This is a genomic window from Pseudomonas sp. 1121_17 (genome assembly GCF_052850745.1).
Window position 1 is genome coordinate 57,342 of the sequence record NZ_VXCX01000011.1, and the last position, 13,437, is coordinate 70,778.

The 13,437-nt window shown below is 52.6% G+C and carries 11 protein-coding genes and 1 pseudogene; 6 read left to right on the forward strand and 6 right to left on the reverse strand.

Going from position 1 to position 13,437, the window contains the following annotated elements:
• Positions 1 to 688: 688 nt before the first annotated feature.
• The 3 genes from FW789_RS18900 (at position 689) to FW789_RS18910 (ending at position 5,989) form a co-directional block, all read left to right on the forward strand.
• On the forward strand, positions 689 to 1,669 hold the full coding sequence (locus tag FW789_RS18900) for an integrase domain-containing protein (protein WP_446431873.1): 981 nt from the start codon (positions 689 to 691) through the stop codon (positions 1,667 to 1,669).
• Complete coding sequence (locus tag FW789_RS18905) at positions 1,666 to 1,959, forward strand: hypothetical protein (RefSeq protein WP_446431874.1); 294 nt, start codon at positions 1,666 to 1,668, stop codon at positions 1,957 to 1,959. Before FW789_RS18900 ends, FW789_RS18905 begins: the two co-directional genes overlap by 4 nt.
• A gap of 220 nt (positions 1,960 to 2,179) precedes the next feature.
• Positions 2,180 to 5,989 (forward strand): SIR2 family NAD-dependent protein deacylase, encoded by a 3,810-nt coding sequence (locus FW789_RS18910; protein WP_446431875.1) that lies wholly within the window; start codon positions 2,180 to 2,182, stop codon positions 5,987 to 5,989.
• Between the two features lie 604 nt (positions 5,990 to 6,593).
• On the opposite strand, the gene FW789_RS18915 is transcribed toward FW789_RS18910, so the two are convergent.
• Together FW789_RS18915 and FW789_RS18920 are read right to left on the reverse strand one after the other, a co-directional pair.
• On the reverse strand, positions 6,594 to 7,001 hold the full coding sequence (locus FW789_RS18915; protein ID WP_446431876.1) for a type II toxin-antitoxin system HicB family antitoxin: 408 nt from the start codon (positions 6,999 to 7,001) through the stop codon (positions 6,594 to 6,596).
• 15 nt (positions 7,002 to 7,016) lie between these two features.
• Entirely contained in the window at positions 7,017 to 7,208 is a 192-nt protein-coding gene (locus tag FW789_RS18920; RefSeq protein WP_446431912.1) for a type II toxin-antitoxin system HicA family toxin, read from the reverse strand.
• A 534-nt stretch (positions 7,209 to 7,742) separates the two neighbouring features.
• Between FW789_RS18920 and FW789_RS18925 the strand changes: the two genes are divergently transcribed.
• The 3 genes from FW789_RS18925 to FW789_RS18935 all read left to right on the forward strand — a co-directional run bounded on the left by FW789_RS18925 (position 7,743) and on the right by FW789_RS18935 (position 8,662).
• Positions 7,743 to 8,012 carry a hypothetical protein gene (locus FW789_RS18925; protein ID WP_103435297.1) on the forward strand — a complete coding sequence of 90 codons (270 nt, stop codon included), beginning with the start codon at positions 7,743 to 7,745 and terminating at the stop codon, positions 8,010 to 8,012.
• Between the two features lies 1 nt (position 8,013).
• Positions 8,014 to 8,298 (forward strand): DUF3077 domain-containing protein, encoded by a 285-nt coding sequence (locus tag FW789_RS18930; RefSeq protein WP_446431877.1) that lies wholly within the window; start codon positions 8,014 to 8,016, stop codon positions 8,296 to 8,298.
• Positions 8,299 to 8,443: 145 nt separating this feature from the next.
• On the forward strand, positions 8,444 to 8,662 hold the full coding sequence (locus FW789_RS18935; RefSeq protein ID WP_446431878.1) for a DUF3079 domain-containing protein: 219 nt from the start codon (positions 8,444 to 8,446) through the stop codon (positions 8,660 to 8,662).
• A 9-nt stretch (positions 8,663 to 8,671) separates the two neighbouring features.
• Here FW789_RS18935 and FW789_RS18940 read toward each other — a convergent pair.
• The 4 genes and pseudogenes from FW789_RS18940 to FW789_RS18955 form a co-directional block, all read right to left on the reverse strand.
• A pseudogene (locus FW789_RS18940) lies at positions 8,672 to 9,848 on the reverse strand (type II toxin-antitoxin system HipA family toxin).
• Entirely contained in the window at positions 9,845 to 10,096 is a 252-nt protein-coding gene (locus tag FW789_RS18945) for a helix-turn-helix transcriptional regulator (protein ID WP_103438668.1), read from the reverse strand. The pseudogene FW789_RS18940 and the gene FW789_RS18945 overlap by 4 nt, the downstream one beginning before the upstream one ends.
• A 256-nt stretch (positions 10,097 to 10,352) precedes the next feature.
• Entirely contained in the window at positions 10,353 to 11,705 is a 1,353-nt protein-coding gene (locus FW789_RS18950; protein WP_446431913.1) for a Fic family protein, read from the reverse strand.
• 154 nt (positions 11,706 to 11,859) lie between these two features.
• Positions 11,860 to 13,179 carry an OprD family porin gene (locus FW789_RS18955; RefSeq protein ID WP_103435302.1) on the reverse strand — a complete coding sequence of 440 codons (1,320 nt, stop codon included), beginning with the start codon at positions 13,177 to 13,179 and terminating at the stop codon, positions 11,860 to 11,862.
• Positions 13,180 to 13,437: the final 258 nt, after the last annotated feature.

A 13,437-nucleotide genomic window follows, 5' to 3' on the forward strand; every position in this document is an offset into this window, starting at 1 on the left:
CGTAGACCGGGAGTTGCAAGCGCTGTCGATGACAGCACCCCAGGTGACCCGAACCTTAAAGGTCACGCCGCTCCCGCGGTGGTTCCCCCCAAGGGCGATTCGCATCCGGCAGCTCGCCCGGTCACTACCCATGTGATGGATGCTCTTACACATATAGCGCTCGTGCGCCAGATACACCGTACCTCGCTGCCCTGCAGCAACCTATCCGCTTGGCCGAATATTGCGCCAACCTGTGCCCGTCTCTTTCTTCTGCAAAGAGACGGGCACTTCTACCACTGCTGCAGCCCTGATCGCACAAGGCTTTGCGGCATTCCCCCTCGTGACAATCGGCGTGACAAACGCGATGTCACCAGCAACAGCGCTGTAGATGATGGTGCCGCAGACCAAGGAATGGACTGCACCTGACTGACAGTCAGGTATGCCCCGGTCATCGCATTGCTGCTTGCACATGGCTCAGGATCTTCAGGCGCTGGTCTCGTCAGCCAGTGCTGCCTCCACCCGCCCACCGGTAACGGTGTTCAGGAGGCCAGATCATGAGATGCCCTTGCTCCCGGACGTAAGGAGCCGCCAGTCCCGCGTTAGAGGACATCCCCACAGGTCGCAGGGGCCTTGATCCCTGATAACACTCAACATTCTTGGCGGGATGACGTGGGGCGAGGATCGGAGATCGGCAGATGAGGTGACCGACATGGCATTGGTGGGTAGACGCGATGGCCGCAATTTCGGCTACGGCAGGCAGTTGAGCTACGCGGGGCCTCAAGCGCTGAAAGACATGTTTGGCGGAGGCCATTACGGCACGGTCAGGGCGCACTGTGATCGGTGGCAGGCATTTGTGAAGTGGTGCCGCTCCGAACAGGGGCCCGGTATCAATGATGCGCGGCACATTGATCGGAAGGTATTGGCGGACTATGCGGCGTATCTGCGCGAAATGGTTGGGCGCGGTGACCTCGCCATCAGCACCGCGCAAAATCGGCTATCCAGCGTTAACAGAACCATAGCGGCGCTTCGCGGTGATCAGTGCATAAAATTACCCAGCCCGAGCAAGGCGTTGGGGATGCAGCGCATTGGAGTTCGCAAGTCGATGCCGCAGGGCCAAGACCGCGAACAGGTTAATCAGATCGTCGATGCGCTTTGCCGCCATCATCAGCTACGGGCCGCCGCGATCGTTCTGTTGGCGCGTGCTACCGGCATGCGCTTACGTGAAACCATCTTGGCTGATCTTCCACGGTTAAGCCGTGAGGCTAACGAGCTAAGCAGGATTAACATTCAGGATGGTACTAAAGGCGGCCGTGCCGGCGCCTCAGCGCCGCGCTGGATTGCGGTGGACGACTATGTTCGAGATGCACTTGGGTTTGCGCGGCAGGTGTCGCCTGCGGGTAGCCGCAACCTGATTGCGCCGCACGAAAGCTACTTGAGTTTTCTCCAAAAAATTATCCGCACTGCGCGGGACATCCTCCATGCCAGCGGCCTCAAAGGCCTCCATGAGCTACGAGCGGCTTACGCATGTGAGCGCTATGAACAAATCAGCCAACACCGCGCACCTATTAACGGAGGTCGGTGCTGTCAGCTAGATCAGCACCTTGATCGTGAGGCCCGGAGGCAAATCAGCTATGAACTGGGGCACGGTCGGATCGATGTGGTCGCTGCCTACATTGGTGGTCGAGCATGATCAAGCCATTCGATATGGAACTATTCATGTCAGGGGTACTTACCGGGTCTCATTCCACACGCGAACGTCATCTACGCCAAGCAAAGGTCATCCAAGCAGCCATTTCTAATCGCTGGCACCGAGAAAACCCATGGACTTGGCAACAAAAGCATCTCGAGTGGTTTCTAAATCACCATGTGAGCGTACTCACTGAATCAACACGCTATTACTATCTACTCACAAGCCGCTTAATCACTCGCCGCTTAGGAAAACCATGGAATTTTAATGCCCCAAGGCAAGTACGTACCTAGGATTGGTTTAACACGCGCTTTCTTTGCGTACGGCGGTATGCTGCTAACGCTCCTGGAGAGGATATATTCACCTTGCGCGAAACCGCCGACACGGATATTGTAGTAGCATTTTAATGGCGCAGACGTGAATAGATATGTGTCAATTCAGCTAGCGGATTCGGTATTGATGTAGCTGCTTAACGACCCTAGAGTCTGGAAACGTGATTAATTGAGACCCTCGATGATTACAGATGATCTACAACACATCCTTCAATTACAAAAAGATCTGTGGCGCTGGCCAAAGTCTAGATCTTCCGTGATGATTGGTGCAGGTTTTAGCTTGAACTCCCAAGCACTGCCCGGGGTAACTTCACGCTTCCCGACATGGAATCAGTTAGTCAATAGAATGTTTGACGAGCTCTACCCATTACAGGCTGGGATGACAGACGCTGAAAAGAAAAATAGAAAAGAGCGTTTTCAAAGTGAAAACTATCTTAGATTGGCTAGCAAATATGAGGCAGCTTTTGGTTATGCCCGACTAGACAAATTAATAAGAGACATGAATCCTGACAATGACCACCTGCCGGGAACTTTACACAAAAAACTTCTTGAACTGCCATGGAATGATGTTTTCACTACAAATTATGACACATTACTAGAGCGCACGGAAGTTTTAGAGAGGACATATCAGACTGTATCGAACGCGGCAGAGCTACCTGGAACTTTATCACCAAGAATATTTAAGCTACACGGATCATTCTCTAGAACCGAACGTTTGGTAATTGCCGAAGAGCATTACAGAACCTACCCAAAAGATTCAGCTCCGCTTGTTAACTCGGTGCAACAATCATTGCTGGAAAACAGCTTTGTCCTGTTAGGATTTTCAGGAGACGATCCTAACTTCTTAGCATGGACTGGCTGGATTAGAGATGAATTACAAGATAGACACTCCGCAATTTATCTTGTGGGGCCACTGAATCTAGACAATACAGATCGATTACTGCTAAAGAAACGTGGAGTCACGCCAGTAGATCTTTGTCCAATGTTCAAAAAAAATGAACATTACGATGCACTGTTATGGTTTTTAGAGTCATTGGCAAAAGCAGAACCACAGCGCCCTGAGAACTGGCTGGACAAACTTCCAACCACGAAATTTCAATCTACATTAGCACTAGCCACCGCAACTCAAGATCTTCCACCAGCCCTCCCAGACTTTGATTCAGGTACAAAAGTACTGCTCCCAAGCGATATTCGTGACCTAACAAACATATGGAAACATGAGAGACTTTCATACCCAGGATGGATAGTTGCCCCAGAAGCGAAACGCGATATCGTTTGGAGATCAACGCAAAAATGGCTAAGTGCCTTTCAAAGCACGATCACCACGCTAGATGAAATTGATAAATTGGTTTGTGTAAAAGAGTTAATCTGGCGATTCGAGCTTTCGATGATGCCGCTCGATCAAGGTTTAATATTTTCGTTTTACGATGACCTGGTAAAAATTTATTCAGAGCTCGAATCTCAGAAATTTAAAACCAAGAATCACAAGAGCGCTCTGTTTGGTGATCTATCCGGCGTTCAAATTAATGAAATGTGGTTATATATTGCGCTTGAAGTCATGCGTGAGGCGCGAGAGGTATATGACGATAGTCGCTGGTCTGAAATCGCGGAAATGGTTAATAATTTTTTATCGGAAACTAGGATAAAATCTGAAAAATTCATATATGAGGGTTTTCTAAAGGCTGCATGGGATGTTCAGCTGGACGTGGATATGAAAGAGCTATCAGCATGGGCTCCGCCCTCCAGTATGCCAATAGCACAAATTTGGAAAGCCGGCTTGTTGATCGAAACTGGCGCAACGAACGAAGCAAAGTCGCTTCTACGATCCGCTTTAAAAAACATAAGAAGAAGCGCGCGAAACAAGACCAACAATATCGAACTTCTTTCACTTGAAGGCTGGTGCACATACTTAATTAGCTATGTAAGCTTGAGTTATCGCCGGGAGGTAGAATTCAACCACCGGTGGCAAGAGCTCAAAGCATGGGATTGCAATCCATGGGAACTGCGCAGAGAACTTGAGCGCCCGCTCGACGAGACGAATTTAACAGATACTACGAACGAAATCGTTAAACGTATTGGCTTTGACCCTAAGGCGGTCAGCCGTACAAGAATTTATGGTGGTAGTATACGCTCCATCAGATCCGCTTTCGCTTACTTACGTCATTTTGAGCAAGTCGGCATGCCGATGTACTGCCCCGGCATAAGAGTTTCTGGCAATCATTTGGAAAAAGCTCTGCAGATTGTCAGACCTTATTTGGGCTTTTGGAGCCCAGCAATGATGGTAAGGGCACGCCAGTTTGAGCAGATCACAGCGAACCCAAATTTACTGAGCCGTCCTGAAGTAGCTATTATGGATGTAGAGCTAGCAAAAAGGCTTAATAGGTGGGCGCTAGCTATATTTGAGAACCAAACAGAAAAATATTACCAGTCGCGACACCAAGAAATACTTGAAGACAATCTAGTCGTTGGTTTACCGGAAATTCTATCAAGACTCTCATTTAAACTTTCACCGGAAGAGCTACAGCATTCGTTCACAGTTGCCCTAAGACTGTACTCTAACTTATCTAATATTTCCGTTCGGGCGATGACCAGTGTTTGTCACGTTTGGCTTACTCGGATCTATCAAGCAGCGACGGATCAACAACTTGAAAATTGGTTACCGCAATTATTAAGAGCTCCCTTCCGCGAAGCAGAGAGTGACTACTCACGAGACCGCAGCGGTTGGATAGACCCCATGAGCACTTTGCCAGTACACAGAATTTCCTTAAAACCCAGGCAGTTATCCTCAGATCTAAAGAGTTCCATAGCCTGGCTAAACGGCAAGATTCATAGCCTAACCGGTGAATCGAAGTCATCGGCAATTTGGCGATTGCTAATGTTGAACTCCGCTGCTCTGCTTGACAAAGATAACAAAAAAACCTTCAAGGATCTATTATGGCTTGATGTAGCACCTGATGCACTGCCATCGGACTTGCATCCGTTTAACTACCTCCATTTGCCTAAGCGCAATGAGCGGTCATTTCATGAACTTTTCAAAAAACATTTAATCAGCATCCCATTTGTCAGCAGCCTCACTGTAGATGATGGACGAGCTACCCTTCGATCAAATCATGAATTCCCCTCAGAACGTTTTAACAACATCACAATGTCATCCAAACCGCCAGTGCAGCTGATCAATCAGCCCAATGGCTTAATCACCTGGACAGCGAACGAAGTAACAGATTTATTCGATGAACTCTCAAACTGGTGGAGTGAGATAAAAGAGTACAGTTTAAAATTTGAAGAAATTCGTCGACCTGGAGCAAGAAACATTGGAGATTTCGTAGCTCGCCTGGTTGGTACGAATGCCGACACGCTGCCTGTAACATTTGTGCAACGAGTTATCGATTGGGTCCTATCGCTTAGAAAATACGAAATTTTTGCCGACACAGCCTTATCCGCATTATATTTTCACAGTTCTTCTTCCCAAGAAACCATAAAAACTCTAATACTGGAAGATATAACTAGTTGCGACGAACTGAAAGTATTAGGCGCAGCTGATGCCATACAATACCTATACGCAATAGCACACACACAATCACGGCCGGTAGACTCCGAACTTCTATTACAGCTAGTGTATCGTGTTGCCTTCCGATCCGAGGTCGGACTTACTAAAGTTATAGAGCGCACCATGTTGTTAGTAGCGCAATTCCCAAGCGCGTTTGATGAAAATACGATCTTGATGATTTGCAATAGTCTAATCTATTGGAGCGAGGCCGTTTCACTCCCTGTAGAAGATGGAAGTCATGGCTTCCATAAATTGACAAGACCAGACCTTCAGGCCGGAATAGCAACTTTGGCTGGCGCGTTGTCGGCGTGGTTATCTCATAACCCGGGAACGCTAAAGCAACACACCGCGATTAAACACTGGCGTGAACTATGCGCCAACAGTTGCCTCCCGGAGGTCAAGCGAGCTTTTGCCGAAGGTTTGAAACACTCAAAAATGAAATAAGAATTGATGCAGCATACTTTGTGCTGCTTCATAATCTAGCTAAAACCAAAAGTGCCAGATCGCCCCTGGACAACTCCACCTCGACAATATTAGTTGCGGCGGAGTCACATAATACTATATTTATGCAACTATACTATGGCGTTTTTATCACCCACATACACTGCTTACAAGCACCACTTTTTTTCAATCGGCAGCGCTATGTTTGCCTTACAGCCATAATCAGGCGAGCCAACTCCACCATCAGTGATGCCAATCTGGTTATTAGCGCACATTTTTTCTTAAAGGGTAGTTATTGGGATAGGAAATAACGACTAAACAAGTAAGTCCTTTGTTTTGAATGAGTTAGTCAACAATTCGACTCTTGGTGCCGCACCATTCAAGGTCCCATAGAAAGCTTTCAAAATCTCTGGAACCCCCGAAAACCCGCCTTCTGGCGGGTTTTTCGTTTTGGGTCAGTACGTCCCACCAACACCGCCCTGGAGCGGCCTTGCCAGAGCGCCGGACCGGTCGCAAAGCGGTCCCAAACCACATTACGGTGCCCGCCTAACATATTTGCTCTAATGCTGGGGTCACCGCACGCATACTGTCTTGAAAACGTCCTGCCTCAGTTGCCCTGAAGAACCTTCAGTGCAGCCTCAGCCAAAAAGCCAGAGCGGCTTTTGTGTTCTGGGTGGCTTTTCACAAAAGCGTCGATCCGGCTCAGCAAGTACGCCGGCAAAGTGATGTTGAGCTTCTCCGCCTTGCCCAGATAGCGGGTGATATCAATCTCGATCAATGCCCAGGTACAACCGAGATAATCTGGATTGGCAGCATGCACAGTCACCTTGCTGGCCTTGGGAATCTCCTGTTGATCCTGAGCAAGCAGCTCAAGATGACCTTCAATAGCTTCGCGAGCCATTGCCATGGCGTCGTCGAGGTCATCTCCTGCCGAGTAGCAGCCGGGGATATCCGGCACTTCCACACCCCAGGCATGGGTGTCGTCGCCGGGGAGAATTGCGATTGGGAACAGCATGGGCGTTCTCCGTGGTTAGCTGACGTAGCCGATCCGCGCTTGCCTGAGGATGCTGGCCGCGGTTTTGGGCAGCAGATCCTTCTTCGGGTGCGGGACGGTGACCAGCCCTGGTTTGTGAGGATGCTTGAAGTGGTGATGGCTGCCGCGCGTGCGCACCAGGTACCAACCATCCGCTTCGATTACCGATGTCAATTCGCGGCTCTGGATGACCTTTCCTTGGTCGCTGCGCCGGTAGAGACTATAACCACCAACGCATTTTCAATCAACACTATACCCACCATTAGGCGGCAGGCGGTTGCCCAAGACTAGGTCGGCAGGGAAATGTATGCAGCGCTCGATGTGATACGGAATCTTGCATGACTGTGGATGGCCGTATGCGTCTGACTGCCTGCTTCAAGACGCAGATTTCACCTGCGACTCTCAGGTAGGAAATTTCCCAACCTGCAACCAAATGCTTCAGCCGAGCGCTCTTCGGAACTATCCTACGCACCTTGCCGAACCTTCGCTGTTGTCGGGGAAATGCCTCAGGGATAACGTCTCTGGGTCGCCAGTTTCCGGTGACCGGGTGTGAGAACCCGCATGAAATGCAGCGGCAAGTCGTTATGGCAGCCGTGCGCGGGCAGACTTCGGTCTGGCCGGGTTTTGCTCGTTTCCTCGGTTTCTCACCCTGCGTACGGCTGCCACCTTGATCCGTGAGAAAGGTCGAGCTGGTGGCTCCTGTCACGAAATGAGAGATCCACCATGAAGAAACTCGTCCCCGACCCACCCCGCCAAGACTTCACCCAACTGCCCTCCTTCAGCCTCCACCCAAACGTCACGACCTCTGAAATCCTCGCCCACGCCAGCGAACTGCTGCGCGGCGTAGCCGAAACCATTGAACAACACCGTCGCGTCCACCCTTACCACGCCGGGCTGAACATGCTCGCAAACGCTGCTCACACTGCCGACGCCTCACGCGTATTGATCGATTATGCGGTGACCTGCCTGCCAACAAAGCCGGAGGAGTGCTGAGATGAGCGCCGATCCAAAAACCAACGTCACCGCCGGTGTCGAGACGTTCTTCGAGTCAGGAGCGGAGTCCTCTCACATATTCCGGGTCATGCCCGGAGTGCCGTTCGAGCACGCCTATGAGCATGTGTCAGTGCTACTCGGCTACATCAAGCATCTGGTCCGCGAGGGCGATATGGAGAATGACCACAAGCTGCTGGGCGCAGCGGACTACCTAAGCACCTTCGCCAAGGCGATCATGGACGACATCGAGATCGCGCGAAACCGAGCTCAACGCACAACGCCATAGGCGCGCAGCAAGGGTCGCTCAGCGGCCCTCACACTGCGCAGTTAGACGAGGCACAGGGTAAGCAGCATCAAGTTGATGCCGATCAAAATCCGCACTCACGGCAGCAGTAACCTAAGCGCAATGACCGCGACAACGAGGGCGCTGCATGGCCAAGAAATTCCCCCTCAACCCGAGCCATCCCGAACGCATTTGCTGGGGATGCGACATTTACTGCCCGTCCAAGGCGCTGGCCTGCGGAAATGGTGCCGATCGGACGATGCACCCAGCTGAGTTGTTTGGTGAGGATTGGTACGAGCATGAAGCGTGGTCGCGAGAGACGGACGTTCACAGCGGTGAGAACCTGCCGCAAAATTCAAGTATCTGACCGTGCGTCTCAGCTGCCAAAGCTCCGAATAAAAGGCCCTGCACTCTGCTTGATCGCCGCAACTACGTGCGGCGCTTGCCCGCATAGCTCCGGCGCTTTCGCCAGTACTTGCTCAAGCGCCTGCAACTGCTTGCGGATAATTTCACCCGGTTGCGCTACACCACACGTCTCGGCGAAGTCCAGCAAGCCCTGACGGGATGCAAACATCGACTTATTGCCGGCGAGCGTAAGCGCGAGCACATCTTCGGGGATGTAAGCCGTGGTGTTGACGATGTCGTAAGCGGGCGCCAGGCGGGCATCGCGCATCACGGGGTCAGAATAGAGCAGGCCAAAGTTTTTCAGATGGGCATCGCCGTTACCGACGATGCAGCTCAGCGTAACCATCTCGAACAGCTGCGTGAGCGAGGCATTGAGGTGCTCGGGTGCGCAGAACACGCGGATTGCCTTGGCAATCGCTGCATAGCTCTTGCTGTACTTCTGCTCTGCTGGCAGTCCCATCAACGCCGTCATGTCTTCAAAACCGATTGGGTTGTGCTGCTCGTCCCGGTCGAAGCGGCGCAGGACGAACAACTTGGCGTTGTCCGAGAGGAAGAACGGCGGCACGGGCAGCCCTGAGGCCTGCGCGATGCTCATGCACAGGTACTCGTTGATGGCCAGGCCGGAATATTCGTCGGGGCCACTTTTGATAATCAATTCCGAAGTCTTCGAGGTGAACCGCTGTGGTGTTGAATTTTGTTGTTCAGGCACCAGGACTTTAGGCTGCACACCCGAGATACCGGCACGCAGGATGTAGCGATCCACCAGGTCGGCGAAGATGTCGTGCGAGCCGTCCGTCCAGCTTTTCGCCAGGAAACTGCTCACGCTCAAGCAACGCATCAACCGTGCGCGAGCTGACGTGCACCCGGCCTATGGGAGAGCTGCTGCCAGATAACGCCAGTAGCAACATGGGGTCGACTTTTGCGATCTTTGCCAGGCGGTTGCGTAGCTGCTCGAGCACATAACCTTCCGGCAGGTTCATCTGAAATACCGGATGCAAATCTCGATGGCGGTACTCTTCAATGCGGGTAGGCATGAGCAGGCTGACTGCAGCGCGCGGCTCAGCCTCCGCAGCGTAACGAAACAGGTAATCAGCAGCGCTGGTAAGGATTGTTCCGCTGATCCCTTGGGGTGTCGTTACAGCGCTCATTCAAACATCCCCTGGATCTCTTCCAACGTAGGCATGGCTGCAGCAATCACTTGCAACTCGCAATCCATTGCGCCAAGAGCTTTAGCATAGGCGGCGATAGCAACGGATAGGCTACCTTTCTCCACAGCGATGATTTTCTGACGAGTAAGGTTTGCCAGCTCTGCAAGCTGTTGCTGGGTGAGTCCTCGATGAAGGCGCCGTGTGCGTATTTGTCGCCCTAAGCGCTGAGTTAGCAGTTCGTGGTCCATGTTTAGAATACGAGACAATTGGATTGACATGTAACGTATACGTGACCAGATCGAAAATCAATTGGTATGTGATAACTGCTGGCCTGGGCCATATGCCGGACCGTTTTGGCAGTTTGCTGAGCCGGTGATCCTCGCTCAAAGCGCAGGTTCAGGGAGGCCGGGTTTGTATACCTCGAGAAGCGAGTAGAAGACGGGTTCTCGGCCATCGCGGCGCTCATGCTCGTAGCTGAATCACCGCAAGTATCGGAGCCGCAGATCACCCCTTCCAGGTCTTCATGATCCGATCGCTGTCATACATGCAGTAGACCCACTCACTGCCCACCTTCTGCTTCTGGAAGATCCCTAGCTCAACCAGGCCATTCAGCGCAGTCGCTGCGGTGTTGTATGCGCACCCAAGGTTGTCCTTGACCTGACTAACCGTAAACTCGGTAGCCACGCCTTGTTTGGCGACATTGAGCACAACCCGTTGCTTTTCGCTGAGCTTGTTATAAAGCCCGGACTGAAACAGGAACGCGTTGAACTCCATGATCGACTGCGCCGTCTTTTCGTAGGTCTCGGTAAACTTGCTGATCGCTCTGGCCAGCACCCGGCATTGGTAGTCGAGAAAATAGGTCAGGTCCATGCCGTCGGTTTCGGTGTAGAGATAGCTTTTGCCGTACTGGATCGGGGCTTTTTTCAGCAGGGTGCTGATGGCGATGTAGCGGAACGCGCTGAAGCCTTTTTTGAACATGAACCAGTAGAACAGCGATCGGGCGACCCGGCCGTTGCCGTCGTGAAACGGGTGCTCGTAGCCAATAGCGAAATGCAGAATGATCGCTTTGATCAATGGATGCATGTAGGCCTTGCTGAGCCCGTCGGTGTGGTCGGTGTTGATCCAGTCACATAGCTGGCCAATCCGTTGAGGCAGCCCGGCGACCGGAGGCGGCTGATGCACCACTTCGCCGCCATCCCCAACTACGACGTCGTCGGTATTCTTGAATGCACCGGGATGGTATTTGTCATCATCGATGCCCTCTACACCGATCTTGTGCAGCTCGGTGATCAGCTCCTCACTTAGCTCCTTGTCCCTGTTTTCCCAGGCGAAATTCATCATCTTGTAGTTACCGATGATCATTTTCTCATCGGCGGAGCGTGGCACTCTGCTTCTCTTCAGCAAGTCCTTCGCAGCCTTTGTAGTAGTAGCTGCGCCTTCAAGCTGGCTGCTGCTGATCGCCTCGTCTTCTACAAGGTCGTTGAGCAGGTACTGTAGATGCTTGCTTTCGCCGATCTTCGAGCACATCCACTCCAGTTGCGCCGTGGTTGTGTGCTGATCGCATTTCGAAACAGCCAGATGCATGGCAGGCGTGTGTAGGTAGCGGCACTGATGTGGAGGATCGCCGAGTTTCAGCGCAGGGCTGAGCTGGCCATTTCTCGAGAATTTGATCACGGACCACGCCAGCGCGGCATCCAGTCCAGCGGGGAAGCGAAACCGCCACTCGTCAAAATGCAGGTACCTGCCCTTGGGATCGAGCGGGTGTGCTAGCTCAAGGTATTGCGCCGCGTGATCCTTGTGCTCTGCAATGATGAGCGCGTAGGGATCGAGGATAACCTCAGGCGGACGCTTGATGATATTCATTTCAAAAACCAGAGAGTTTGAAATGAGACTACAGCAGTAACTCAGCCATTTCAATTTTCATGCAATTTGAGATGGCCGCATTTCAAAGACCTGGATTCCAAAACGCAAAAAGGGCCGCTAAGCGGCCCTTTCCGTCACCCAACCAGAATCAGAAGATGCTGATCGGATACTCAACAAACACACGAACTTCGTTGCCGTCGTCGTTGTAGCCGTTCTGCTGTACCGCGTTGTTGGTACGCAGGAACGAGCCACGCAGTTTGACCGACAGGTCCTTGGCCGGGCCGTCTTGAACGACGTAACGGACCTGGCTGAAGATCTCGCGCTCTTTGCCTTCGCCGAAGCCTTGTGGGTTGGCAGCGTTGCGGGTGTTGATGTTGTCGCCGACAACGTAGGCCAGCTTGTAGGTCAGGCCAGGCACGCCGAAGGTGCTGAAGTCCAGGCCGTAGCCGAGCTGCCAGGAGCGCTCGTCTTCAGCGTTGAAGTCAGACCAGTACGAGTTGGCCAGATAGATGGTCGAACCACCGTCACCCACGCCGCCTTCGTTCTGGTACCAGCCGTAGTTGTAGCCGGTGCTGCCGGTGCTGCGCTGGTGCGCCAGGGTGAACGAGTGCGCGCCGTAGGCGTAGGTAGCGGCCAGGCTCCAGATGGTGTTGGAGTCGCCGTTCAGGCCTGCAGCCTGGACGAACTTCTTGTCGATGTCCGACTTGTAGCCGTTGAAATCGAGGGTCAGCGACTGGTCAGCAGCGATCGGGAAGACGTAGTTCAAGCCCAGGTAGTGCTTCTTCATGACGTCTTCGGTGTCGGCGCTGTACAGCGACGCGGTGAAGTTGTCGGTGAACTTGTAGCTACCACCCAGCACGTTGATCGACTTCAGGCCACCACTGTCGCGGCCTTGGGCGCTCTTGCGAGCTTCCTGGGTGAAGCGACCGGCGTTCAGCTCCAGGCCTTCGATCTCCTTGGAGGTGATCATGGTGCCGGTGAAGCTCTCTGGCAGCAGGCGCGAATCGTCGTACTGCAGAACTGGCAGGGCAGGCATCTGGTCGCCGTACTTCAGCACGGTGTTGGAGATGCGGAACTTGACCGCAGCACCAGCACGGGCGAGGTCGTTGGCAGCAGCGCTCTGGCCATCTGCGTCAACAGTGTTTTCCCGCTTGAAGAAATCGATACCGCCGCCGCCGTTACGGCCTTTGCCGCCGTCCAGGCGCAGTGCGTACAGGCCGAAGGCGTCAACGCCTACACCGACGGTGCCTTGGGTGAAGCCGGAGGAGAAGTTACCGATGAAGGCCTGGCCCCATTGGGACTGGTCATTGGTGCCGTGTTTCTTGTCACGGTTGATGAAACCGTTGCGCAGCAGGATGTTGGCGTGGCTGTCTTCAACAAAGCCCTTGCTCTCGGCCTGGTCATTGGCCTGTGCCTGGGTCGCGGCAACGAGTGCCAGGGCGATCAGGCTGATCCTGGTTTTCAACATTTTCTTTTCCTTTATTTTTAATCAAAAACACTGTGCATTTTTACGCCCGGAAACCAACGCCCCTTCGTAGGTTCGACGTTATGCGGATCCAACTGACAAGCCGTGCCGATGCTCAACTGGCGGGCTTTCGCAGCCGCATGGCCATGTCATGGCCAGCAAGCGATGGCGAATCCTAGCCGCCCCTGCTTCTCAATGTCAAAAAATCGTGAAAGGCAGGTGTATATAACCAAAAAAACACCTCGCAATAGTGCATTTCAA

What these genes read in the sequence shown, in the direction of transcription:
- FW789_RS18900 (WP_446431873.1), top strand. Translation starts at nt 689, where the DNA reads ATGGCATTGGTGGGTAGACGCGATGGCCGCAATTTCGGCTACGGCAGG.
- FW789_RS18905 (WP_446431874.1), top strand. Translation starts at nt 1,666, where the DNA reads ATGATCAAGCCATTCGATATGGAACTATTCATGTCAGGGGTACTTACC.
- FW789_RS18910 (WP_446431875.1), top strand. Translation starts at nt 2,180, where the DNA reads ATGATTACAGATGATCTACAACACATCCTTCAATTACAAAAAGATCTG.
- FW789_RS18915 (WP_446431876.1), bottom strand. Translation starts at nt 7,001, where the DNA reads ATGCTGTTCCCAATCGCAATTCTCCCCGGCGACGACACCCATGCCTGG.
- FW789_RS18925 (WP_103435297.1), top strand. Translation starts at nt 7,743, where the DNA reads ATGAAGAAACTCGTCCCCGACCCACCCCGCCAAGACTTCACCCAACTG.
- FW789_RS18930 (WP_446431877.1), top strand. Translation starts at nt 8,014, where the DNA reads ATGAGCGCCGATCCAAAAACCAACGTCACCGCCGGTGTCGAGACGTTC.
- FW789_RS18935 (WP_446431878.1), top strand. Translation starts at nt 8,444, where the DNA reads ATGGCCAAGAAATTCCCCCTCAACCCGAGCCATCCCGAACGCATTTGC.
- FW789_RS18945 (WP_103438668.1), bottom strand. Translation starts at nt 10,096, where the DNA reads ATGGACCACGAACTGCTAACTCAGCGCTTAGGGCGACAAATACGCACA.
- FW789_RS18955 (WP_103435302.1), bottom strand. Translation starts at nt 13,179, where the DNA reads ATGTTGAAAACCAGGATCAGCCTGATCGCCCTGGCACTCGTTGCCGCG.